Origin of the sequence: Bradyrhizobium sp. Ash2021 (assembly GCF_031202265.1) — a bacterium.
In the GTDB taxonomy this organism is placed as follows: domain Bacteria; phylum Pseudomonadota; class Alphaproteobacteria; order Rhizobiales; family Xanthobacteraceae; genus Bradyrhizobium.
The window spans coordinates 2,820,934-2,845,063 of record NZ_CP100604.1 but is presented as its reverse complement, the minus strand read 5'-3'; the positions used below and the strand labels follow the sequence as shown (position 1 = coordinate 2,845,063).

General features: G+C 62.9%; 22 protein-coding genes and 1 pseudogene. 11 read left to right on the top strand and 12 right to left on the bottom strand.

Translation table 11 applies throughout. The annotated features are described in order from the left end of the window. Positions 1-52: 52 nt before the first annotated feature. Positions 53-463 (bottom strand): RT0821/Lpp0805 family surface protein, encoded by a 411-nt coding sequence (locus NL528_RS13715; protein WP_309183186.1) that lies wholly within the window; start codon positions 461-463, stop codon positions 53-55. Between the two features lie 123 nt (positions 464-586). On the opposite strand from NL528_RS13715, the gene pdxH reads away from it, so the two are divergent. Beyond that, positions 587-1,228, top strand: a complete 642-nt coding sequence (gene pdxH / locus NL528_RS13710) for a pyridoxamine 5'-phosphate oxidase (RefSeq protein WP_309183185.1) — start codon at positions 587-589, stop codon at positions 1,226-1,228. 21 nt (positions 1,229-1,249) lie between these two features. Then, positions 1,250-2,009: pseudogene (locus NL528_RS13705) on the top strand (SDR family NAD(P)-dependent oxidoreductase). Positions 2,010-2,177: 168 nt separating this feature from the next. On the opposite strand, the gene NL528_RS13700 reads toward NL528_RS13705, so the two are convergent. Next, entirely contained in the window at positions 2,178-2,378 is a 201-nt protein-coding gene (locus NL528_RS13700) for a hypothetical protein (RefSeq protein WP_309183184.1), read from the bottom strand. A 192-nt stretch (positions 2,379-2,570) separates the two neighbouring features. Further along, positions 2,571-3,548 carry a magnesium transporter CorA family protein gene (locus NL528_RS13695; protein ID WP_309183183.1) on the bottom strand — a complete coding sequence of 326 codons (978 nt, stop codon included), beginning with the start codon at positions 3,546-3,548 and terminating at the stop codon, positions 2,571-2,573. Positions 3,549-3,951: 403 nt separating this feature from the next. Between NL528_RS13695 and NL528_RS13690 the strand changes: the two genes are divergently transcribed. Next, positions 3,952-4,629 carry a L,D-transpeptidase gene (locus NL528_RS13690; RefSeq protein ID WP_309183182.1) on the top strand — a complete coding sequence of 226 codons (678 nt, stop codon included), beginning with the start codon at positions 3,952-3,954 and terminating at the stop codon, positions 4,627-4,629. A gap of 18 nt (positions 4,630-4,647) precedes the next feature. On the opposite strand, the gene NL528_RS13685 is transcribed toward NL528_RS13690, so the two are convergent. After that, positions 4,648-5,757: an extensin family protein gene (locus NL528_RS13685; protein WP_309183181.1), complete on the bottom strand. Its 1,110-nt coding sequence runs from the start codon at positions 5,755-5,757 to the stop codon at positions 4,648-4,650. A 76-nt stretch (positions 5,758-5,833) separates the two neighbouring features. Here NL528_RS13685 and NL528_RS13680 point away from each other — a divergent pair, with 76 nt between their 5' ends. The 3 genes from NL528_RS13680 to NL528_RS13670 all read left to right on the top strand — a co-directional run bounded on the left by NL528_RS13680 (position 5,834) and on the right by NL528_RS13670 (position 9,560). Next, positions 5,834-7,462: a fatty-acid--CoA ligase gene (locus NL528_RS13680; RefSeq protein WP_309183180.1), complete on the top strand. Its 1,629-nt coding sequence runs from the start codon at positions 5,834-5,836 to the stop codon at positions 7,460-7,462. 183 nt (positions 7,463-7,645) lie between these two features. Beyond that, complete coding sequence (locus tag NL528_RS13675; protein ID WP_309183179.1) at positions 7,646-8,593, top strand: IS481 family transposase; 948 nt, start codon at positions 7,646-7,648, stop codon at positions 8,591-8,593. Between the two features lie 115 nt (positions 8,594-8,708). Further along, entirely contained in the window at positions 8,709-9,560 is an 852-nt protein-coding gene (locus NL528_RS13670; RefSeq protein WP_309183178.1) for a DUF1499 domain-containing protein, read from the top strand. 117 nt (positions 9,561-9,677) lie between these two features. On the opposite strand, the gene NL528_RS13665 is transcribed toward NL528_RS13670, so the two are convergent. The 3 genes from NL528_RS13665 to ribB all read right to left on the bottom strand — a co-directional run bounded on the left by NL528_RS13665 (position 9,678) and on the right by ribB (position 13,219). Next, on the bottom strand, positions 9,678-10,595 hold the full coding sequence (locus NL528_RS13665) for an MBL fold metallo-hydrolase (RefSeq protein WP_309183177.1): 918 nt from the start codon (positions 10,593-10,595) through the stop codon (positions 9,678-9,680). A gap of 160 nt (positions 10,596-10,755) precedes the next feature. Further along, on the bottom strand, positions 10,756-11,970 hold the full coding sequence (locus NL528_RS13660; RefSeq protein WP_074279823.1) for an acyl-CoA dehydrogenase: 1,215 nt from the start codon (positions 11,968-11,970) through the stop codon (positions 10,756-10,758). A gap of 172 nt (positions 11,971-12,142) precedes the next feature. After that, on the bottom strand, positions 12,143-13,219 hold the full coding sequence (ribB, locus tag NL528_RS13655) for a 3,4-dihydroxy-2-butanone-4-phosphate synthase (protein WP_309183176.1): 1,077 nt from the start codon (positions 13,217-13,219) through the stop codon (positions 12,143-12,145). 271 nt (positions 13,220-13,490) lie between these two features. On the opposite strand from ribB, the gene NL528_RS13650 reads away from it, so the two are divergent. The 3 genes from NL528_RS13650 to NL528_RS13640 are packed head-to-tail and all read left to right on the top strand — an operon-like array spanning position 13,491 to position 16,252. After that, positions 13,491-14,033, top strand: a complete 543-nt coding sequence (locus NL528_RS13650) for a DUF3124 domain-containing protein (RefSeq protein WP_309183175.1) — start codon at positions 13,491-13,493, stop codon at positions 14,031-14,033. 59 nt (positions 14,034-14,092) lie between these two features. Further along, the gene (locus tag NL528_RS13645) at positions 14,093-15,337 is read left to right on the top strand and encodes a PLP-dependent aminotransferase family protein (protein ID WP_309183174.1); all 1,245 of its coding nucleotides are present in this window, start codon (positions 14,093-14,095) and stop codon (positions 15,335-15,337) included. A gap of 33 nt (positions 15,338-15,370) precedes the next feature. Further along, complete coding sequence (locus NL528_RS13640) at positions 15,371-16,252, top strand: DMT family transporter (RefSeq protein WP_309183173.1); 882 nt, start codon at positions 15,371-15,373, stop codon at positions 16,250-16,252. A 14-nt stretch (positions 16,253-16,266) separates the two neighbouring features. On the opposite strand, the gene NL528_RS13635 is transcribed toward NL528_RS13640, so the two are convergent. Next, on the bottom strand, positions 16,267-16,878 hold the full coding sequence (locus tag NL528_RS13635; protein WP_309183172.1) for a helix-turn-helix domain-containing protein: 612 nt from the start codon (positions 16,876-16,878) through the stop codon (positions 16,267-16,269). A gap of 143 nt (positions 16,879-17,021) precedes the next feature. Here NL528_RS13635 and NL528_RS13630 point away from each other — a divergent pair, with 143 nt between their 5' ends. Beyond that, positions 17,022-18,119, top strand: coding sequence for an enolase C-terminal domain-like protein (locus NL528_RS13630; RefSeq protein ID WP_309183171.1), 1,098 nt, complete (start codon positions 17,022-17,024; stop codon positions 18,117-18,119). 33 nt (positions 18,120-18,152) lie between these two features. Here the strand turns inward: NL528_RS13630 and NL528_RS13625 are convergent, their stop codons facing one another. Then, positions 18,153-19,433, bottom strand: coding sequence for an amidohydrolase/deacetylase family metallohydrolase (locus tag NL528_RS13625; protein ID WP_309183170.1), 1,281 nt, complete (start codon positions 19,431-19,433; stop codon positions 18,153-18,155). A gap of 318 nt (positions 19,434-19,751) precedes the next feature. On the opposite strand from NL528_RS13625, the gene NL528_RS13620 reads away from it, so the two are divergent. Beyond that, a complete protein-coding gene (locus tag NL528_RS13620; protein ID WP_309183169.1) occupies positions 19,752-19,970 on the top strand; it encodes a hypothetical protein in 219 nt (72 codons plus the stop codon). A 169-nt stretch (positions 19,971-20,139) separates the two neighbouring features. Here NL528_RS13620 and NL528_RS13615 read toward each other — a convergent pair whose 3' ends face one another. The 3 genes from NL528_RS13615 to NL528_RS13605 form a co-directional block, all read right to left on the bottom strand. Then, positions 20,140-21,312, bottom strand: a complete 1,173-nt coding sequence (locus NL528_RS13615) for an acetyl-CoA C-acyltransferase (RefSeq protein WP_309183168.1) — start codon at positions 21,310-21,312, stop codon at positions 20,140-20,142. Positions 21,313-21,411: 99 nt separating this feature from the next. Next, positions 21,412-22,230 carry an aldo/keto reductase gene (locus NL528_RS13610; protein WP_309183167.1) on the bottom strand — a complete coding sequence of 273 codons (819 nt, stop codon included), beginning with the start codon at positions 22,228-22,230 and terminating at the stop codon, positions 21,412-21,414. Positions 22,231-22,528: 298 nt separating this feature from the next. Next, positions 22,529-24,115 (bottom strand): alkaline phosphatase D family protein, encoded by a 1,587-nt coding sequence (locus tag NL528_RS13605; protein ID WP_309183166.1) that lies wholly within the window; start codon positions 24,113-24,115, stop codon positions 22,529-22,531. Between the last annotated feature and the right edge of the window lie 15 nt (positions 24,116-24,130).

Here is a 24,130-nt window from a genome sequence, read left to right as displayed (position 1 = left end):
TGGGGTCTCAGTGGCATTTTTGCAACTGCCGTGGAACGCTTTTGGAGAGTTCTCAACCCTGCTTCCAAGGCTTTAGCGTATGAATTTCCCAACGGCCATGGCTGGATTTACAGGCGGCGCCCTGCAGCCACCTTTCCGCACGGCCGTTGACGTAGCTGGCCAGGAAATCCCGGCAGGTCCGGCCGTCCTCCGCGGAATAAGCCTCGGCCAGCGGCGTCACCGAGCCGCGGGCGCCGGTCTCGGGGTTCTCCCAGGGCTGGCTGGAGTCCTTGTCGCCCTTGGTCAGGACGTCGGAGGCGGCATTGCGCGCAAAGGCAAGATCGCTCTCGGTCGGCGCCGGCGCGCGGGCGGGTGCCGTCCCGAGCGAACCGGTGACCTCGTTGTCATCGATCTTGGCAAAGGCGGCATCCGGGCGCGACAGGCTGCAGCCGCCTGAGCCAACGCCAATTAGAATCAGTGTCATCACCGCGCCCGCCGGCCGGATCGCCGATAGGCCAATGCGTCCCCATGTCCTATATAGGGCGAGCCTATAGTGGGACTGCAACGCGCTCTCGGACGCGAACGGACGCAACTCTGGACTCCCGACATGACCGACACAACCTCCATCAAACACCCGACACCGTTAACATCGGGTGATTTTACCGCCGCCGCGGAACCGTTTGCGCTGTTTGGCGAGTGGTTTGCGGAGGCGGTGAAGTCCGAGCCCAACGATCCCAACGCCATGGCGCTGGCGACCGTCGACGCCGATGGATTGCCTGATGTCCGCATGGTGCTGATGAAAGGCTATGACACCGACGGTTTCGTGTTCTACAGCCATATCGCGAGCCCAAAGGGCCGCGAACTTGCCGCAAATCCTAAAGCGGCTTTACTATTTCACTGGAAATCGCTGCGCCGTCAGGTCCGCATCCGCGGCAACGTCACGCCGGTGACGGACGCCGAAGCCGACGCCTATTTCGCCACAAGGCCGAAGCAGGCCCAGATCGGCGCCTGGGCCAGCAAGCAGTCGCAGCCGCTGGAAAGCCGGTTTGCGTTCGAACAGGCGATCGCGCTGGTCGCCGCCAAGCATATGATTGGCGAGGTGCCGCGCCCGCCCGGGTGGAGCGGCTGGCGCATCGCGCCGACCCGCTTCGAGTTCTGGCACGACCGTCCGTTCCGCCTGCACGACCGCATCGAATTCCGCCGCGATGCTCCGGCCCAAGGCTGGACGAAAGTCCGGCTCTACCCCTGATCTCGAAAGACTGAAGCCTCCATGCCCTCTTCATCCAACGCGCCCCGACGCACGCTGCTGCTGACCGGAGCCAGCCGCGGCATCGGCCATGCTACTGCAATCCGGTTCTCCAGTGCCGGCTGGCGTGTCATCACCTGCTCCCGGCACGCCTTTCCGGAAGTATGCCCATGGGGCGCCGGTCCGGAAGATCACATCCAGGTGGACCTCGCCGACCACGCCGACACCACGCGGGCGATTTCTGAAATTCGCCAGCGAATCGGGACCGGCGAACTGCATGCGCTGGTCAACAACGCCGCGATTTCGCCGAAGGCCGCGGGCGGCGGGCGGCGGGCGGCTCGGCACCATGGATACCGACATCGATACCTGGAGCCACGTTTTCCGCGTCAATTTCTTCGCGCCGATCATGATGGCCCGCGGGCTGATGGAGGAATTGAAGGCCGCCAAGGGGTCGGTGGTGAACGTCACCTCGATCGCAGGCTCCCGCGTTCACCCCTTTGCCGGAGTGGCTTACGCGACCTCGAAGGCGGCGCTGGCGTCGTTGACGCGTGAAATGGCATCCGACTTCGGCCGTATCGGCGTCCGCGTCAATTCGATCGCGCCGGGCGAGATCGACACCTCGATCCTGTCGCCGGGCACGGAGAAGATCGTCGAACAGCAGATCCCGATGCACCGCCTCGGCACACCCGACGAAGTGGCGAAGATCATCTATGTGCTCTGCACGGAAACCAGTTCCTACGTGAACGGCGCCGAGATCCACATCAACGGCGGCCAGCACGTTTAACCGCTAGCCGCGCCACACCGTCATTGCGAGGAATGCCGCCGCCCAAACACGCGCCGTCATACCCCGCGAAAGCGGGGTATCCAGTACGCTGCGGCCTTTCGCCTCAATCAACAACGTCTCTGGAATACTGGATCACCCGCTTTCGCGGGTGACGACAGCCGGGCGAATTCAATCCGCGTAAAATTTCCGCGTTATCCCGCGCAGACGCGGCGCCTCGATGTTGAACGCGCTGGAACATTCGTCTTCGTTCTCGCCGTCCAAAAGCGCAGCACCGCAATGCCGGCAAAGCCGGGCCGCGATCGCCTGTGCCTTGCCGGCGGCGCGGTCCTGTTGATAGCGCGCAAACTCAATGACGTTGCGTCCTGACATTGTGACTCTCTCAACCATTGTGTCCTCGCGACCTGAGGCAGGCGTTATCGCAGACAAGTTTGGCTCAATCGTTCAGCGCAATGTTCAAATTTTAGCGGAGGAATTGGGGCAGGTTCCATTCCCTAACCACAGCTTTACGTCGCTGCGTATTGGGGATGAAGATCGCTTAACGCATGCGGCATCCACGCCGCCTCACAGCCACTTCTTCCATTTGAACAGAAGATACGGCACCACCGCCGCGGCCACCATCAGCACCAGCGCGTAGGAATAGCCGTGCGCCCATTCGAGCTCCGGCATGATCTTGAAGTTCATACCGTAGATCGAGGCGATCAAAGTCGGCGGCATCAACACCACGGCCATGACCGAGAACAGCTTGATGATGTTGTTCTGCTCGAGATTGACGACGCCGAGCATGGCATCGAGCACGAAGGTGATCTTGTTGGAGAGATAGGAGGCGTGATCGGTCAGCGAAGCGACGTCGCGCTGCATGGTCTTGAGCTGCTCGCGCATGTCCTTGGACCATTTCATGCCTTCCATGACCGCCGACAGGAAGGTGACGACGCGACCGATCGAAACCAGGCTTTCGCGGACTTTCGAGGTCAAATTCCCCTGCCGGCCGATCGCGATCAGGATCTGCGAATATTGCTTGGCGTGGCCGTGACGCTCGCTTTCGGGCTCGAAGATGTCGTGGGAGACCTGATCGACGTCGGCGCCGGCGCGTTCCAGGATGTCGGCGCAGCGGTCGATCACCGCGTCGAGCAATTCGATCAGCACCATTTCGCCGGTGATGCCGGGCGAGCATGCCCGCGCCAGCTTGTTCTCGACCAGCGCGAACGGTTTCGGTGCGTCGTAGCGCACCGTCACCAAACGATGGCCCGCGAGGATGAAGGTGACCGCCGTGGTCCGGGGCATGTCGGTGTCGGACTGGCACATCAGCGTCGCGGTCATGTAGCGCGCGCTGTTCTCGATATAGAGGCGGCTGGAAATCTCGATCTCCTGCATGTCCTCCCGGGTCGGAACCGCGATCCCGGCCAGCTTCTCCACCGCGTGATCCTCCTCGGCGGTCGGCTTGACCAGGTCGATCCAGACCGCATTTTCCGGCAAGGCGGCGGAATCGGGGGAAGCGACTTTCTTGAGCGAAAACTCGGAGGGGACGTACACTGAGAACATAGGCAACTCCGAAAACGGGGCGACGGTCTTTGGTTTGGACGCGTTTTCCTTACGCGAACCGGTACCCACTTCGCGCGAGAACGCCAGGGGGCCACCCAGCAGGACTAAACGCGATTCTGGCAAGCGCTTGATGACCGGCGCATCGACCGCCGCCCCATATTTTTATGGCCGTGGGGTGGCGGCGGCATGGCTACGATTCGGCAGCAGCCTTACCTCTGCCCAAAAATCAACCGTATTCCGCAAAACTTGCGGCAAAAAAGCCACAGCTGGCGTCTCGCAGCGCGGAACGGGCGTCTAAGCACTGGAATTGTGGCCAGTTTCAACGATAATGAGATTAATGGAATCGTCGCGATTGAGGCGCAGAATTGCCGCCGCGAACGCAGGACTTCGATTGGAAGTGAACATGTCGTCGCTCAAAGTTACGTTGGGACTCCTGGCCGCCGGCCTGATGCTGTCGGGGTGCATACAGGGGGCGACCTATGAGGCGACCAACACAAATAATTTCAAACCGCGCGACAAGGAACTGCTGGCCAAGGTCTCCTATGTGAAGACCCCGGTGCCGGAAGCTTTCCGGCGCGCGATCGTCGACTATCACCGCAAGGAAGCCCCGGGCTCGATCGTGGTCGATTCCGACAACCACTATCTCTATCTGGTCCAGAAGGACGGCAAGGCGATCCGCTACGGCATCACCGTCGGCGAAGAAGCCATGGCGTGGTCCGGCATCGCCAAGGTCGGCAGCAAGACCGAGTGGCCGGCCTGGCATCCGACCAAGGGCGAAATCGAACGGCTCGGTGTTCCCACCTTCGTGGCGCCCGGACCGGACAATCCGATGGGCTCGCGCGCGCTCTATCTCTACTCGGGCGGCAAGGACACGCTGTTCCGGATTCACGGCACCAACCAGCCGGAATATATCGGCGCGTCGATTTCCTCGGGCTGCATCCGCATGACCAACGAGGACGTGATCGACCTCTATGATCGCGTCGGTCTTGGCACGGTCGTGGTGGTGCTGGAGCCAAAGCACGGCGACTCGCCGTTCAATTCGCAGATGGCGCTGCAGGGCGGCGGCAGCAGCGTCCAGTAAGCGTCCGATGTGACGAAATCAAAAGCGCCGGTTTTGCCGGCGCTTTTTTGTTGCCGGCTTGGAGTTAGACACGGGCCTGGACTCGGGTTCGGGATCGACCGCATCGGATTTCGTGTCGTCCGGTTTCGCGGCATCGGGCTTGGCCGCTTCGGATTTGGCGGCGACCTCGCGCGGCGGCGCCTCTTCCGGACGCTCGGCCGGCAACAGCGGCGCGGTCTGCGGCAACGGATCGTATACGTTCCATTGGCAGATCCGGTAGTTGTTGCGCCGCTCCATCAGATCGAGATGGATGTGGTCCTCGTGGTACCAGTCCGACCCCGGGCCCAGCACGGTCGGGAACCGCCCACAGGCCGAATGCAGCACGGTTTCGCGAAAGTCCCGCGGCACGGTGCGATCGGTCAGCGAGATCGATTGGCCGTTGGCGAGCTTGAAGGCGCGCACGTCGAGCGCATTGGCGCGGCCATGTTCGGACAATTGGGCGCCGACGACGCGATTGCGGCCGCGGCACTCGAAGGAATCGAAATTGTCGAGGTCGGAGATCGTGCTGCCGAGGCCTTGCGCCAGCGGCGCGATGTCGGTGCGGATCCAGTCGGCAATCGCCGTCGCCATCTTGCAACGCAGGATCGCCGCCGGCTTGACCGAAACCTGCCGCTTGTCCGGCAGCACGATCGCTTCCAGCCGCACCAGATCCTCGCCGCCGCAGCCGCCGGCGCCGTGAATGTCGGGAATGCTGGGGGCAATCGCAATGTCCTCCGTCAGCGCCAGCCGGCAGGCAGAGGGTGTCGGCGCGGCAGGGGCAGCCTGCTCGGCCGGTTTAGACGGCCCGGCGGGGGCCGGCTTCTCGGCCGCGGGCAGACCGGGCTCGGGCGTGTCAGGCTCCGCCCCAGGTGCCTCGGCCGGGCGTGGCCGCGGCAGCGGGACCGCCAGCCGGTGGACGGTGCCGCGCAGCTTCACCGGGCCGCTGCCGAACAGGTCCCACGGCGCCGGCACCGGCCTTCGCGCGGCCGCGGCCGGTCCGACACCGGCGCCAAGCCAAAACACCGCGGCAGCGGTAACCATTGCCGCCGTGCTGCGGCCAAAGGCGCCATTAGCCCATTTTCGACTTGCTTTCTCCGCGCTAGAGTTCATGTCAGTTCCATGATCAGGCGCCCGGCCGTTCGCACGGCCGCCGGTCATGCGCGAGGAAATAAAAGCGGGAGGGATTATGCTTGGTTTGATGCAAGACTGGCCTTTGCTGTGCCACCGGATTATCGAGCACGCTGCGAAGTATCACGGCACGCAAGAGGTCGTCACGCGGTCGGTCGAAGGCCCCATTCATCGCACCAATTACGCCGAAATTCACGCGCGCGCTCTGAAAGTTTCACAGCGGCTGGAGCGCGACGGCATCAAGCTCGGCGACCGCGTCGCCACCATCGCCTGGAACACCTGGCGTCACCTTGAAGTCTGGTACGGCATCATGGGCATCGGCGCCGTCTGCCACACCGTTAATCCGCGCCTGTTCCCGGAACAGATATCGTGGATCATCAACCACGCGCAGGATCGCGTGGTGATGGTCGACATCACCTTCGTGCCGGTGCTGGAAAAGATCGCCGGCAGCCTGCCCAGCGTCGAGCGCTACATCGTGCTGACCGACAAGGCACACATGCCGCAGACCACGCTGAAGAACGCGGTCGCCTATGAAGACTGGATCGCCGAAGCCGACGGCAAGTTCGAGTGGAAGGACTTCGACGAGAACACCGCGGCCGCAATGTGCTACACCTCCGGCACGACGGGCGATCCCAAGGGCGTGCTGTATTCGCACCGTTCCAACGTGCTGCACTCGCTGATCGCCAACTCGAGAGACGCGCTCGGCACATCCGCCAGTGACACAATGCTGCCGGTGGTGCCGCTGTTCCATGCCAACAGCTGGGGCATCGCCTTCTCCGCCCCGACCATGGGCACCAAGCTCGTGATGCCTGGCCCGAAACTCGACGGCGCCTCGGTCTACGAACTCATGGACATCGAAAAGGTGACCTATACCGCGGGCGTCCCGACCGTCTGGCTGATGCTGCTGAACCATATGGCGGCGAATAACCTCAAATTGCCCCACCTGCAGATGGTGGTGTGCGGCGGCTCGGCGATGCCGCGCTCGATGATCAAGTCGTTCCTCGACATGGGCATCCAGGTGCGCCACGCCTGGGGCATGACCGAGATGAGCCCGCTCGGGACGCTTGCCGCGCTGAAACCTCCGTTCGCCAAACTCACCGGCGAGGAACAGCTCGATATCCTGCAGACGCAGGGCTTCCCGCCCTACGGCGTCCAGATGAAGATCACCGACGATGCCGGCAAGGAACTGCAGTGGGACGGCAAGACCTTTGGGCGGCTCAAGGTCTCAGGGCCTGCGGTGGCAAAGGCTTATTTCCGCGTCGATGCCAACATCCTCGATGAGCAGGGCTATTTCGACACCGGCGACGTCGCCACCATCGACCCGCACGGTTATATGCGGATCACCGACCGCTCCAAGGACGTGATCAAGTCCGGCGGTGAATGGATTTCGTCGATCGACCTGGAAAACCTCGCGGTCGGCCATCCCGCGGTCGCGGAAGCGGCCGTGATCGGCATCTACCATCCCAAATGGGACGAGCGGCCGCTCTTGATCGTGCAACTCAAGCACGGCCAGAAGGCCACGCGCGAAGACATTCTGAAATTCATGGATGGCAAGATCGCCAAATGGTGGATGCCGGACGACGTCGTCTTCGTCGAGGGCATTCCGCACACCGCCACCGGCAAGATCCTGAAAACCGCGCTGCGCGACCAGTTCAAGAGCTACCGCTTTCCGAACGCGGCGGCGTAACAAGCCGTCATGCCCGGGCTCGTCCCGGGCATCCACGCCTTCTTGGCGCAAAGGTTTAAGACGTGGATGGCCGGGACAAGCCCGGCCATGACGATCTAGGTGTGGGCTTTCAGGAGGTTGTCCATCTGGTCCGAACCGAGGAAGCTGAGGTTGCGAAGCTTCAGTGTTCCACGGAGAGACCAGATGAACAGCCATAAGAATGCTCCCCTGACGCCGAAAGGTCGAGAGGCCATGGTGCGGAGTGTGGCAGCGGGACTGAGCAAAGCGGCCGCCGCGCGCCAGTTCAACACCACGCCAAAGACCGTCGCCAAATGGGTCGAACGGTTCCGCGCAGGCGGTGTCGATGGTTTGCGCGACCGCTCCTCCAGGCCTCTTTCATTGCCAAGCCAAACGGCGCCCGCCACATGCGCCGTGGTTGAGGCCTTGCGCCGCCAGCGCTACACCGGCAAGCAGATCGCGGTCGAGGTCGGCGTGTCTCCGGCGACCGTCAGCCGCATCCTGCAGCGGCTCGGCATCAACAAGCTCTCGGCACTGGAGCCGGCCGAACCGGTGCGCCGGTACGAGCGCGAACACCCCGGCGAGATCATCCACATCGATATCAAAAAGCTGGGCCGTTTCGAGCAAGTCGGCCACCGCATCACCGGCGATCGCCAAAGCAAGAGCCGCAGGGTCGGTTGGGAATATCTGCACCTGGCAATCGACGACCATTCCCGCGTCGCCTATTCGGAAATCTTGCCCGATGAAAAACGTCGATCCTGCCTGAGCTTTCTCTTTAACGCGTTGCGCTTCTTCAGGGCCCATGGCGTCAAAGTCTATCGTGTCATGACCGACAACGGCACTAGCTTCCGATCCCGTCGTTACCCTAAGGCATTGCGCCTGCTCAAAATCAAGCACCTGCGCACTAAGCCCTATACGCCGAAAACCAACGGCAAGGCCGAGCGCTTCGTCCAAACCTCGTTGCGCGAATGGGCCTATGCCCAAGCCTATCTCACATCCGATCATCGGGCTCAGCACCTGCCGATCTGGCTGCATCGATATAACTGGCATCGACCACACAGCAGTCTAAAGTCCAAACCACCCATCAGCCGCCTCGGCTTGACCGAGGACAACCTGTTGAGGCTCCACATCTAGGGCAAAAGCACCACCCCAAACACCCTTGAAATCGCCGTTAGTCCGTGGTCTCACACGGGCCAGCAGCCCGGCTTTTTTGGCCCCGGCCAGGTTCCAACCAGCAGTTATTTGACCGATGGCCCGCAGGTTTTCCGCTCCCTACCAGTCGGAGCCCGTGTCCAGCCTCGCCACATGGGCGCGCAACCTCGCGATCTTCTCGCTGGTGGCGGTCGTGGTCTCGATCATCATCGTCCGCTTCGGCTTCCTCGAGATGAAGCCGGCGCTGGCGACGTTCTTCGGCGCGCTAGCCTGCGCCGGGCTCTCCATCCTGGTCGGGCTGGCCGCCTTTGCCGCGATCTGGCAGAACGGCTCGCGCGGAATGAGCCGGATCCTGCTGGCGCTCCTGATCGACGCCGTCATCCTCGCCTACCCGGCCTATCTCGGCCTGCAATATCGCAGGCTGCCGCCGATCCACGACATCACCACCGATCCGATCGATCCGCCGCGGTTCGAGGCGCTGGCGCGGCTGCGCAGCGGCGAAGGCGCCAATTCCGCGGTTTATACCGGACTCTATTCGGCCGAGCAGCAGCGGCAAGCCTATCCCGATATCGAGACCGTGGAACTCGAAGTGCCGGTGCAGCGGGCCTATGAGGTCGCGCTGCAACTGGTCACCAAACGCAAATGGCTTGTGATCGACGAGCGGCCGCCGCAGCTGCCGCGCCGCATCGGCCGCATCGAGGCGGTGGCGCGGACGCCGATCATGGGATTCCGCGAGGACGTCTCGATTCGCGTCACCCCCGACGGCGAGGATTCGCGGGTCGATATCCGCTCGGCGTCACGCTATTTCGACAGCGATCTCGGCAGCAACGCCGCGCGGGTCACCAAACTGATCGATGACATCAACAACGCCGTCGACAACGCCAAGCCGGTGGTGCCGAAGAAGCCGCAGGCGCCGGCGAAGACGCTGCCGAAGACGGTGAAGAAGTGACGCGCGAAAGCGCGTCATTCCGGGGCGCGCATTAGCGCGAACCTCAGATGCGCAATTGCGCATCGGGGAATCTCGAGATTCCGGGTTCGTGCTTCGCACGCCCCGGAATGACTCCGATCAAGCCATCCGATAGTTCCCGCCGATCACGGGATCGCCATCGGTTGCCACGATGCCGCGCGCGACCAGGTCTTCCAGATGCGCCAGCACGGAATAGCCGGCGGCGCCCGACAGCCGCGGGTCGAGGCCGATGTAGATCGCGCGCACCATGGTCGGAATGTCGGTTTCGCCCTTGGCGAGGCGATGCAGGATCGAGGCTTCGCGCGCCCTGCGGTGCCGGGTCAGAAACCGGACGAAGCGCGGGCCCTGCTGAATTTCCGGCCCGTGGCCCGAGAAATACAAATCTTCCGGCCGGCTCTCCAGCGTTGCCAGCGACGCCATGTAGTCGATCATCGAACCGTCCGGCGGCGCCACGATCGAGGTCGACCAGCCCATCACGTGGTCGCCGACGAAACTGATTTTTCGCTCCGGCCAGGCGAACGCCAGGTGATTGGCGGTGTGGCCGGGAGTAGCCACCGCTTCGAGCGCAAAGCCCGATCCCTCGATCACGTCGCCGTTCTTCACCTCGACATCCGGTTTGAAGGCGCGGTCGGCGCCGGATTCCGGATTGTGCTTCTCGCTCTCGAAGCGCGGCCGCGAGGCGCGATGCGGACCTTCGGCATAGACGGTGGCGCCGGTCGCGGCTTTGATCCTGGTGGTGTTCGGCGAGTGATCGCGATGGGTATGGGTGACCAGAATATGCGTCACGGTCTCGCCGCGGACGGCATCGAGCAAAGCCTTGGCATGCGCCTCGTCGTCCGGACCGGGATCGATGATCGCGACATTGCCCTTGCCCACGATGTAGCTGACCGTGCCGGTGAAGGTGAACGGGCTCGGATTGTTGCAGAGAACGCGGCGCACGCCGGGACGGGCTTCCTCGGCCACACCGGGCTTGAGCGGGAAGTCGCGGTTGAACGGGATGTCGTCGTTATCGGCCATGGGGGATACCTGTATGTAACGCGCGCTTCCCACCGAACCCTCATGCTGAGGAGGCCCGCAGGGCCGTCTCGAAGCATCGGGCAAGATTTGTCGCGCGGCCATCCTTCGAGACGCCCGCGAAGACGCGGGCTCCTCAGGATGAGGTCGGAGTAGTAGAAGCTTACGAAAACGCCTGAATGCCGGTGATCGCGCGGCCCAGAATCAGCGCGTGGACGTCGTGGGTGCCTTCATAGGTATTCACGGTTTCCAAATTCGCGGTGTGGCGCATCACGTGATATTCGATCTGGATGCCGTTGCCGCCATGCATATCGCGGGCGACGCGCGCGATGTCGAGCGCCTTGCCGCAATTGTTGCGCTTGACGATCGAGATCATTTCCGGCGCCATCTTGCCTTCGTCCATCAGGCGGCCGACGCGCAATGAGGCCTGCAGGGCGAGCGCGATCTCGGTCTGCATGTCCGCGAGCTTCTTCTGCACCAGCTGTGTCGCCGCCAGCGGCCGGTTGAACTGCTTGCGGTCGAGCGTGTATTGCCGGGCGCGGTGCATGCAGTCCTCGGCGGCGCCCATCGCGCCCCAGGAAATGCCGTAGCGGGCGCGGTTGAGACAGCCGAACGGTCCCTTCAGGCCGGAGACGTTGGGCAATAGTGCTTCTTCCGGCACCACCACGCCATCCATTACGATCTCGCCGGTGATCGAGGCCCGCAGCGAGAGCTTGCCGCCGATCTTCGGCGCCGACAGGCCCTTCATGCCCTTCTCGAGGATGAAGCCGCGGATCTGGTTGTCATGCGCGGCTGATTTCGCCCAAACCACGAACACATCGGCGATCGGCGCGTTGGAAATCCACATCTTGCTGCCGGTCAGCCGGTAGCCGTCGGATACCTTCTCGGCGCGGGTCTTCATGCCGCCGGGGTCGGAACCGGCATCCGGCTCGGTCAGGCCGAAGCAGCCGACCCACTCGCCGGTGGCTAGTTTCGGCAAATATTTCTTGCGCTGGTTCTCATCGCCATAGGCGTAGATCGGATGCATCACCAGCGACGACTGCACCGAATTCATCGAGCGGTAGCCGGAATCGACGCGCTCGATCTCGCGGGCCACGAGGCCATAGGCGACGTAGCTGGCATTGGCGCAGCCATATTCTTCCGGCAGCGTGATGCCGATCAGGCCAAGCTCGCCCATCTCGTTGAAAATCTCGCGATCGGTCTTTTCTTCCAGATAGGCTTTGGTGATGCGCGGCAGCAATTTATCCTGCGCGTAGGCGCGCGCGGTGTCGCGGATCATGCGTTCGTCTTCGGTCAACTGCTCGTCGAGCAGGAACGGATCGTCCCACTGAAAGCTCGCGGTAGTCGGTTTGTCCTTGGTCTGAGGGCGCACGCTCATGAAAATCCCTTTCGCATCACTGTCCTCACGGAATTGCCGGCCAAATTAATGCGCTATCGGCGGAAGCGCAATTGAATTGGGTGCTCTGTCATTCCGGGGCGATGCGAAGCATCGAACCCGGAATCTCGAGATTCCGGGTTCGCATCTTCGATGCGCCCCGGAATGACAACGTTCATTCCTCGAGCCGCTCGTTGGACACGATCTCGATGCCGAAACCGGACAGTCCCTTGTAGTCGTGCACCGACGACGTCAGATGCCGGATCGAGGTGACGCCGAGGTCGCGCAGGATTTGCGCCCCGACACCGACTTCGCGCCACTGCCGGTTACGATCGGCCTCCGCGGATTTCTGTTCGCCGACCGGCTCAACCGGAACCCCGGCGGCGCCGTCGCGCAGATACACCAGCACGCCGCGGCCGGCATCCTTGAAATGCCGCAGCACGATCTGCATCCGCGCCTGGCCGGTGAAGAGGTCCTTTACGATATTGGGCTTGTGCAGCCGCGTCAGCACGTTCTTGCCGTCGCCGATGCCATTATAGACGAACGCGGCGTGCGCGATTTCATCGAACGGCGAACGATAGGCATAGCCCTGCAACGGGCCGATCGGGCTATCCGTCGTAAAGGTCGCGACCCGCTCGATCAGTTTTTCGCGCGCCTGGCGATAGGCGATCATGTCAGCGATCGTGACGTGCTTGAGCATGTGGGTGGCGGCGAAGCGCGCAACCTGCTCGCCCTTCATCACGGTGCCGTCGTCGTTCATCAACTCGGAGATGACGCCGACCGGCGGCAGGCCGGAGAGCTTGCAGAGATCGACGGCCGCTTCGGTGTGGCCGGAGCGCAGCAGCACGCCGCCGTCACGGGCGATCAGCGGGAAGATGTGGCCGGGCCGCGCGAAATCATTGGCGCCGGCATTGGGATTGGCGAGCGCGCGGCAGCAGGAGGCGCGTTCGTCGGCGGAAATGCCGGTGCCGGCATCGGGCTTGTAGTCGATTGAAACCGTAAACGCGGTGGTGTGATTGGATTCGTTATGCGCCACCATCGGATCGAGCCGCAGCCGGCGCGCATCGTCGGTGGTGATCGGCGCGCAGACGATGCCCGACGTGTGGCGGATAATGAACGCCATCTTCTCGGCCGTGCACAGCGAGGCCGCGACGATCAAATCGCCCTCGCCTTCCCGGTCGTCATCATCGGTGACGACCACGAGTTCGCCGCGGGCAAAGGCTTGCAGAACTTCCTGGATCGTATCGGCCATTTTGTTCGGATCTCTCCCTTTTCAGGAAGTGCATTAGCCGGACTCGGAACCCCGCGCCAGCGTCAATACGCAGGGCAGAACGTCGCTGACCGGGCGCCGCAGAACGGCATGCTACGGGCGGGCCCGGACAGGAAAAATCATTGACGAGGTCCGGTTACAATCGCCATGGTCGCATGCCATAAAAAGCAAGAAGCGGGCGCCGGAAACAGACCGTAGGCGTTTTTCACGGAATTTTCCACCTGTCATGCGGGATGTGAGGGGCAAACCAGCGATGTGTCACAGCCGCATAACGGGCTTTTTTCTCGCGATTCTGGTCAGTCTGCCGATCCTGTATTCGCCCCGCGCCGCAGCGCAGACCTCCGGCACCATCGAGCAGAATTTTGCCGGATCGCTTACCGCGGTGCCCGCCGATAACCTCGCCGTTTCCGGTTCATTTTACGTGCCGGTCTATTCCAGCGTGTCAATGAGCCAGGGCAAGCTGCGGGCGGATTTTTCGGTCACGCTCAGCGTCCACAACGCCTCGGAAACCAGGCCGCTGGTGCTGAAGCGGATCGCCTATTTCGACACATCCGGCAAAGTGGTGGAAAGCTACCTTAAGACACCGATCGCGCTCAAGCCGTTCGCGACCATCGAGGTGTCCATCGCCGCCACGGACGTCCGCGGCGGCACCGGCGCCAATTTCGTGATCGACTGGGCCGCCACGGCAGAGATCGCGGAGCCTGCCGTGGAAGCGCTGATGGTCGGCGGCGTCGGCGCCGGGCATTATGCCTTCATCAGCCAAGGGCGGCCGATCCGGATCGTCAGGAACAACTAGACTGCAAGAAAGCGGCGCAGACCGCTTTCTCAACGAAAACAAAACGGGAGTGAATGTCCATGTCTACCGCCGCACGTTTCGATTTCGCGCCCCTGCTCCCGGCGGGATTGCCCGCGCCCGCGGCGCGATGGACCGGACTGGCAAAGTACAGCTTTGTCGGCGGCAACAATGACCCCGATCAGGTTCCGGTCGACGGCCTGGTCGACGCGATCACGGCCGTGCTCCAGCGCGAAGGCAAGGCCCTCGCGACCTACAATCTCGCCCACGGTCCGCAGGGCTATCTTCCCCTGCGTGAATTCCTGACCAAAAAACTCAAGCGCGATGCCGGGATCGACTGCAGCGCCGACGACATCCTGATCGTCTCGGGCTCGCTGCAGGCGCTCGACCTCGTCAACCAGACCTTGCTGGCGCGCGGCGATACCGTGCTGATCGAGCAGGAGACCTATCAGGGTTTGCTGAACCGGCTGACGCGGCTTGGCGTCAACGCGGTCGGCATTCCGCTCGACGATCAGGGCATGCGGATGGATGCGCTGGCGGCAGCACTGGCCGACCACAAAAGCCGCGGCATCACACCGAAATACATCTACACCATCCCGACCGTGCAGAACCCGACGGGCAGCATCCTGCCGGAGACGCGGCGCGCCGAGATGCTAAGGCTGTCGCAACAATACGGCGTGCCGATCTTCGAAGACGATTGCTACGCCGATCTGATCTGGAACGGCCAGCGCCCGCCGGCGATCTACGCCATGGCCAGGAACAACAGCGTCATCCACATCGGGTCGTTTTCCAAATCGATTGCGCCGGCGCTGCGGGTCGGTTTCATCGTGGCGCCCTGGGAAATGATGTCGCGGATGCTGGCGCTGAAGACCGACGCCGGAAGTGGCGCGCTGGAGCAGATGGTGCTGGCGGAATATTGCGCGCCGCACTTTTCCACCCATGTGCCGAAACTGACACGCGGCCTGCGCGCCAAACTCGACACGCTGATGGAGGCGCTGAACGAGCAGTTCGGCACCTCGGCCGAGTTCGAGGCGCCTGCGGGCGGCATCTTCCTGTGGGTGAAGCTTCCCGACAATGTCGATACGCTAAAACTCTATCAGGCGGCGCTCGCCGCCGGCGTCTCCATCAACCCGGGGCCGGAATGGTCGACCAACAAGGCCTATGCCGGCAGCCGTCTGCGGCTCTGTTTTGCCAGCCCCTCGCATCAGCAAATCCGCGAAGGCGTCGCCGTGCTCGCCGAAGTGTGCCGCAAGGAGTTCGGCGTGCCGGCGCGAAGCGCCAATGTCGAGAAGCAGGCTCGGGCCTGAACGATCAGGCGGCTCGTCAGACCGGTGTCCTTGATGACGGAAACCGCTTCGCAACGCCGCACGGGCATCATCCTCGTCGTCGCCGCGGCCGTGGCATGGAGCACGGCGCCATTCTTCACAAAACTGCTTCCGCTCGATTCCTGGACGATCCTGTTCTGGCGGGGCCTGTTCGGCGGCGGCCTGATCGCGGCCGTCCTGGTGCTGACGCAGGGCCGGGCCGGCCTCAAGGACCTGCTGCGGATGGGAAAGGGCGGCTGGCTGGTCGCCTCGCTGTCGACGCTGGGCATGGTGTGCTTCATTCCCGCCCTGCAACTCACCAGCGTATCGAATGTCGCTATCATCATCGCAACGGGCCCCTTCGTCGCCGCGGCGTTCGCCTGGCTATGGTTGCGGGAGGCCGCGCGCTGGCAAACCATGGTGGCCAGCCTCGTGGCGCTCTGCGGCGTTGCCATCATCGTCGGCAATACAAGCGCCAGTTCCGATTTGCTTGGGATCGCCCTGGCCTGCCTCATGACGACAGCGATCGCAGCGATGACCGTCACCATCCGGACGCACAGGCACACGCCGATGGTGGCCGCGGCGGCACTGTCGAACTTCCTGGGCAGCGTTGTCAGCATTCCCTTCGCGCATGCGATCACCGGCGTAACGGGAAACAACCTGTTCGTGCTGGCGATGTTCGGATTCTTTCAGGTCGCGCTGGGGCTGACGCTGTTCATCCTGGGCTCGCGCCGGCTGCCGTCCGGACAGGCGACGTTGATCGGCACGCTGGAAACGCCGCTGATGCCGTTTTGGGTATGGCTGGCCTTTGCCGAAGTTCCCGCGCCCCGGGTTCTCATCGGCGGCGCGCTGGTGATGGGCGCCGTCATTGCCGACATCATCGGCGACAGCCGCGCTCAGCAGAAGCAACTGGGTTAATCCAGCACTTCGCCTCACTGCGAACGGATGCGGCGACGCACCTTCTTTCGAACCGTAGATTTTGACCAAATGAGTTTCCTGGCCGCCTCCGCGGCGGCGGAAGCGTAGCTGCGGTCACCGTGGATCAAAATCAGCGAGATTGCCCCCTCGGAAAGCAGCCAGATCTCGCGGGCAAGTTCTCGCGGCGACTTGACCTGAACCTTTGCCAGGAGATCCGCGAGATGGCTCTCGAGCATCGCCTTGTGACGGCGCGCGATCAGGCGCGCGGGATGCCCGCGAAGATCGGCAAGCTCGATGACGAGCCGCGTAAACCCGGAGCCGGCCCATCGCGGCTGGTCCGACCAGACGGCGAGATCCTTGAAGAGTTGATCGACGATGGCCTCCGGTGAGCCGCCGAGGCCTTCGCCAAAGGTCCGGAAGGCGGCCAGTGCGAGCGCGTGTTGCGCCTCGAGCACCTCGGCGAGAAGTTCATCCTTACTGGTGAAGTGATAATACAGCGTGCGTTTGGTGACGTCGGCTGACGTTGCGATCTCGTCCATGCTCACGCGCACGAATCCGTTGCGGCGGAACAGCCTGTAGGCCGCATCGAGAATGGTCTGCCGGGTGGGCGCCGGGGAACGCGGCATCTGTCGTCCTCCTCGCGGGGAATGTATACCGGTTAGTGAATTTACAACACCACGCTCCCGCCTTCGAATGCAGCGGCCGAGCGATGCCTGATCCGAGGGCGGATGATCGCAAGCGCAGCGCATGCCGTTTGTGGGAGGACCCGGTGGTTTTCGAGAAACTCACATTCCGATCCGTGACGGTCCGGCCGGTGCTGGTGCCGCTGCGCCGGCCGGTGGTGTCCAAGGTCGGTCTGTTCGATCAATGGCCGATTATTCTGATCGATCTTGCAACCGAGGAAGGGATTGTCGGTCGCAGCTATCTCGAACCTTATTTGAAGCATTCGGCGCGCTACATCGTGCCCGCGATCCACGATCTTGCCGACGCACGCAAAGGCCACGCCATCCGGCCATCCGAGGATTTTCAGAACGGACGCAGAGGTCTGAACCTGATCGGATACGAAGGCGTGTCGATGATCGCCGTATCCGGGCTCGACATGGCGGCATGGGATGCGCTGGCAAAAGCGGCGGGCATGCCGCTCGCGGTCTTGTTGGGCGGCTCGACCGGCCCGGTTCCCGCCTATAACAGCAACGGTCTTTGGCTCACCGATGTCCACGCTTTGGGCGACGACGCTCAGGCTCTTGTGGCCGAAGGCGGCTTCAAGGGCCTCAAGTTACGGCTGGGCCGCGACAGATTGGCCGACGATCTTGCGGCGATAGAGGGTGTGCGCGCCGCGGTCGGCGCGGATATCAAGCTGATGGTCGATTTTAATCAGGGTCTCAGCCTCGGCGACGCGCTGCACCGCTGTCACGCGCTCGACGAGCAAGGCCTTTACTGGTTCGAGGAACCGATCGCCTACAACAATCTTGCAGGCTATGTCCGGCTGACAAGGGAGCTAAAGACACCCGTGCAACTCGGCGAGAATTTCTACGGGCCGCGCGCCTTGCATCATGCCCTGTCGATTGGAGCCGGAGACTATGTGATGCCCGATCTCATGCGTATCGGCGGAGTGACGGGCTGGATGCGGGCGTCAGCGATCGCCGGTACCGCCGGCGTCGAGATGTCCACGCACCTCTATCCCGAATACTCGGCGCATCTGATGCGCGTGACCGAAACCGCGCATTGGCTGGAATGGCAGGATTGGGCCGATCCGATCCTGGCCGCGCCTTTTGAGATATCAGACGGCTTGCTCACGGTCCCAAACCGACCCGGCGCGGGCGTGGAATGGAACGAGGACGCCGTCAAGCGCTACCGCTACGACTAATAATGCAAGCCCGCTCCCCTGACGTGGGCAGATCTACCGCACCGCGAACGGTGATTGATAGGGTCGGCCGAACGGCACGCCGTTGATCACGGTCTGCACCGGTTTCAGCAGCGCCTTACCGTCGCGCTTGTTGTTGCGGGTGTCGACGAAAGTGACCGGCCCCTCCACCAGATCCATGATCGACACGTCGCCGGGGGCGCCAATTTGCAGCGTGCCGATCTTCGGCGCACGGTTGATGATTTTGGCGGGCGCCGAGGTTGTCATCGTCACCACCTGCTCCAGCGTAAAGCCCATCGCCATGAACTTGCTCATCACGTTCGGCAGGAACGGCATGCCGGGCGAATTGCCGGAGAAGACGTGCATGTCGGAAGAGATGGTATCAGGCGTGCAGCCGCCGGGAATGGCGACTTCCGCCACCGTGAAATCGAAGCTGCCGCCGCCATGGCCGACGTCGAAGATCACGCCGCGCTGCTTGGCGGCGAGCGCCGCCGGCAACAGCTTGCCGTCCTGCACGATGTTAGTGAAGGTGCCCGCGTTATTGGGCGCGCCGGAATAGGCGTGGGTGAGGACGTCGCCCGGCCGCAACAGGTTGAGGATATCCGACATCAGCGCCCCGGTCTCGACGCCGCCGATATGCACCATCATCCTGGCCGGCCAGCCGCACATCTCGCAGGCCTGGATACCGCGCTTCAACGGTTCGAGCCCGTGCTTGTAGATCACGTTCTCCGACATCCGGACCTTGACGCCGATCAGGAAATCCGGGTTTTCCGCAAGCGCCATGGCGCAGGCTTCGACCTGCGCGTTGTCGATATTGTAGAGCTCGGCCACGGGGAAGGCCGACAGGCCGTTATTGGCGATATGGACGAAGGCGTAAATCCGAGCGCGCGACTGCGCCACGATGTAGCGGCGCAGCGCGGCCAGATTGTTGACGCCGGCGTCGCCCGCCGACACCACCGTAGTCGTGCCCTGAAACTGCACCAGTTCGTCGGCGGGAATGCCGATCGCCGAGCCGTAAGGGTAGACGTGGCAATGCAGGTCGATCAGGCCCGGCGTCACGAGCTTGCCCGAGGCATCGATGGTCTTCGAGGCGCGGGCAGCCGGGATCTCGTTCTCGATCGTCTCGATCACGCCCCAGCGAATGCCGATGTCGCGCTTTCCGCGCAGCGACTGGCTGGGATCGAGCACGTCACCGCCCTTGATCACGAGATCGAACTTGTCGTTCGGCCCCATCGCGGCGTTAGCGCCTCCGGAGAGTGCGGCGGCCGCGGCCGATCCAGTCAGGCTCAGAAAATGACGGCGTGAAACCCCGGTCATGGCAGCGCTCCCCCTGATATGTTTTTTATGGGGCGATGATGCGCCGGGTGCCGGCTTTGCGCAAGCTGTCGAGCGAGGGCACTTGCCCACTGACATGCCCACTCGAAATGATGGCTGCGGGGTGAAGGGACCTCCACGCATTCGACTCGCAGAGAGTCCCCCTCACCCGAATGCCGACGCCGCAAAGCCACCATGCAAGAAAGTGCGCGAGATACGCGTCAAGAATCTCGTGTGAACATCTGTTCAGAATTCTCTTCGGATTCCCGAGGAACGTTCGCATCGATGCGAAGTTTAATCAGCTCAACCGAGGAGAACATCATGAAGAAGTTTGGATATGTTTTAGCCGCGCTTGGCGCGATCGCCATTGCGGCACCGTCGATTGCAAGTGCGGAGACCATAGTGGTGAAGCGCGGCGGCTATCATCACGGCTACGGCGCGCGTGCTGAATATCGCGAGCATCGAGATTACGGCTGGCATCGCGGATGGCATCATGATCATGACCGGGTCACGGTCATCAAGCGGCATCGCGACTATTGAGACCGACACGCCTGAACGGAAAATGGCCCCTCGCGGGGCCATTTTCTTTGCGAACAGCTAAAGCGTTTTCGAGCGAAGTGGATACCGGTTCGCGTGAAGAAAACGCGTCAAAACAAGAATCTGGAGCTTCGGTTCTGATGCAATCAGAACCGATCATGCTCCAGGCGTCTCAGCTATAGATTTCGAACAGCCCTGCGCCGCCCTGGCCACCACCGATGCACATGGTAACCACGCCCCACTTGGCCTTGCGCCGACGGCCCTCTTGCAGGATGTGGCCGGTGAGCCGAGCGCCGGTCATGCCGAAGGGATGGCCGATCGCGATCGAGCCGCCGTTGACGTTGTACTTCTCGGGATCGATGCCAAGCTGGTCGCGCGAATAGAGGCACTGGCTGGCGAACGCCTCATTGAGCTCCCAGAGATCGATATCGTCGACCTTGAGGCCGTGGCGCTTGAGCAGCTTCGGCACGGCGTAGATCGGGCCGATGCCCATCTCGTCCGGCTCGCAGCCCGCCGCCGCCCAGGCGACGAAGCGGCCGAGCGGATTGAGGCCGCGCTTCTCCGCGTCCTTGGCTTCCATCAGCACGACGGCGGCAGCACCATCCGACAACTGGCTGGCGTTGCCGGCGGTGACGAACTTGCCGGGGCCCTTCACCGGCTCGAGTTTTGCCAAGCCTTGCATCGTGGTGTCCGGCCGGTTGCACTCGTCCTTGTCGACGACGTAGTCGACAATGCTTTCCGCCTTCGTCGCCTTGTCGACCACCTTCATTTTGGTCTTCATCGGGACGATTTCGTCCTTGAACTTGTTGGCCTGCTGGGCGGCGGCCATGCGGCGTTGCGATTCCAGCGAATACTCGTCCTGGTATTCGCGGCTGAGCTTGTAACGCTCGGCGACGATATCGGCGGTGTCGATCATCGCCATGAAGATGTCAGGCGCCGCTTTCAGCAGGTCCGGATCGATCGATTCCTTCGGCGAACCGCCGCCCGGGATCGAGATGCTTTCGACGCCGCCGGCCACGATACATTCGGCGCCGTCCGAGCGAATCGAGTTGGCGGCCATCGCAATGGTCTGCAGGCCCGAGGAGCAGAAACGGTTCACCGAAACGCCGGCGGTGGATTTCGGCATGCCGGCGAGCAGCGCGGCCTGACGGCCGATATTGGGCGCGCCATGCGCGCAATTGCCGAGATAGCAGTCCTCGACATAGTCCTTGTCGACGCCGGCGCGCTCGACGGCGTGCTTGATGGCGTGGGCCGCCATCGACATCGGCGGGGTGATGTTGAACCCGCCGCGGCCGGACTTCGCCAGTCCGGTACGTGCATAGGAAACGATAACGGCTTCACGCATTTCTTGACCTCCCTTGGATGTGGCCCAGTATGGACGGAACCACAGCCGGTGTGTAGCTAAAACCTGAATTTCGGCGGACGGAAAAAGAAGGAATCGCCCTCAATCCCATGCCGGCGCGAAGCCCGGATTTACACAGCGTTTGCCCTTCGGCAACCCCGCAATCGCCTTGCGATCCGCGTCATCGAGTTTCACTTTCAGCGCGTCGAGGTTGGCCTGCTGGCTCTCAGGCCGCGACGCCTTGGGGATCGCGGCGGTGCCGTCCTGGTCGAGCAGCCATTTCAGCGCCACCTGCGCGGCGCTGGCATTGTGCTTAGCGCCGATCGCGGCCAGCGCCTCGTCCGAGGCCGCGCGGCCCTGCGCCAGCGGGCAATAGGCCACCAGTGGGATCGATTTGGCGGCGAGATATTTCCGCAGCGGGGTCTGGTCAAGCATCACGTGATACTCGACCTGGTTGCAGGCGATCGGCGCCTTGATGTCCTCGACGACCGTCTTCAAGAGCGCGATGTTGAAATTGGCGACGCCGATGGCGCGGGTGCGACCCTCCTGCTGCAGCTTCATCAGGGTCTCGAAAATCGCCGGCAGGTTCATGTTCTTCGCCGGCCAATGCACGAGATAGAGATCGACCTGATCGAGCCCAAGCTTTTTCAAGGAGGCGTCGAACGCCCGGCGGATCGCTTCCGGCGCCAGATTTTCGTTCCAGACCTTTGTCGTGACATGCAAATCCTTACGGGCGACGCCTGAGGCGGCGATCGCAGCCCCAACCGCCTCCTCGTTGCCGTACATCTCGGCGGTGTCGATATGACGATAGCCGAGCCCCAGCGCGCTCTCGACCGCGGCGCGGCAGGCATCGCCCTGCATGCGATAGGTGCCGAGCCCGAGCCTGGGCAGGCTGATGCCCTGGGTTTGCAGATGTTCCATGGGTTACTCCAAAAGACGTCAAAACACCCGCATGCGCCGCGAAAGCCGCGTGAACGGGGTATTTCATTGAGGGGGACAAGCCGCTAATGGATAGAATGCCGGCAAGGCGGCGTGCAAATCAAGATAAGGTCAGCATAGCGATGGTCAGGGCGATGCGAGAGTGGTTGGAATCGCATGAATTGCCGGCGATCATTCTCGGCGTGGCCGGCACGCTGCTGTTGCTGTCCACGCTGCTGGTCGTGGGCGGCTACTGGCTGGTGACGCCCTGAACCGAAACGTTTGCAGCCGAAAGTGCCGCTCAGATATGCTGCGCCACCATCTGACCGGGCCGCGCGTCCGGCCGCGGCTCGATATCGACCGACCATAGGTCGCGGTTGTCGACATCCTTCAGGGTTACGGTCATGACCTTGCTCTCGCCGTCGATATCGACGCGGCCGAAGAACTGCAGCCCGAAACAGGGCGCTAGATTCTCGCCCTGCTCGGCCGTGCAGCCCTTCTGGAACATCGCCTTCGGGCCAAACGTGTTGTCGAGCTCGCCGGGCGCCCAGGTTCCGGCATGCAGGGGGCCGGAGACGAATTCCCAGAACGGCTCGAAATTCTGGAACACCGCGCGGTTCGGATCGTAATGATGCGCGGCCGTATAATGCATGTCGGCGGTCAGCCACACCGCATTGCGGATGCCGGCGCGCTGCATGAATGACAGCAAATCGGCGATCTCGCATTCGCGCCGCTGCGGCGGACCGTCGCCGAGCGCGATGGCGTCTTCGCTGACCAGCCCGATCGGCAGGTCGGCAGCGATCACTTTCCAGGTGGCCTCAGAGGCGGCGAGTTCGCGTTTCAGCCAGGCCAGTTGCGCATGGCCGAGGATGAAAGTTTCGCTCTTATCGTCGCGCTTGTTCCAGGTGGAATCGCGGTAGCTGCGCATGTCGATCAGGAACACGTCGAGCAGCGGGCCGTAGGCGACCTTGCGATAGACCCGGCCATCCCGCTCGGGCATGGCGCGCATCGGCATGAATTCGTGGAACGCGCGGCGGGCGCGCGCCACCAGATTTGAGGTGCCGTCCTCGGCATAGCCGGTCTCGTCGGCAGAGCCGACCGGCGACCAGTCGTTGGTCACCTCATGGTCGTCCCATTGCGCCAGCATCGGCACCTCGGCATGGAAGGCGCGCAAATTGTCGTCGAGCCAGTTGTACTTGTAGTTGCCGCGAAACTGCGCCAGGCTGTGGGCGACCACGGATTTTTCTTCGGTGACGATGTTGCGCCAGATATCGCCGTTCGGCAGCTTCAATTCGGACGGTACCGGACAATCGGCATAGATGTGATCGCCGGAATGAATGAAGAAGTCCGGGCGATTGTCGCGCATGGTGCGATAGGTTCGCAAGCCGCCGCGCGCGGGATCGATGCCCCAGCCCTGGCCCAAGGTATCACCCGACCAGACGAACGAGACCGAACCTTGCTTCGTCGGCGCGGTGCGAAAATGCCCGGTCTGGGTCTCGCCCGATATCCCGCGCGTGTCGATGCTTTCAAACCGCACCCGATAAAAGATATCCTGCCCTGACGGCAGGCCGTCGAGCAGCAGTTTTGCGGTGAAGTCGCTGTCCGGCAAGGCATCGGCGGAGCCGGTGCGCAGGATGCTCGCAAAACTTTCGACGGTCGAACATTCCACCTGCATCCGCGCCGGCCGGTCGGCCCGCGCCCAGATCACCGCTGATTCCGCCGAGACGTCGCCCGATTGAATCCCGCAACCGATGCCCGGACGATCCGCCGCACGGCTGAGATAAGGCTTTGCAACTCCCCCCAATCCGGCCAGCGCGACCGTCGACGCCGAACGGACCAACAGCTGACGTCGCGTCAGTCCCCGCCTGGCGCGTATCGCAATCGTCATTGAGCCGCCCTCGTC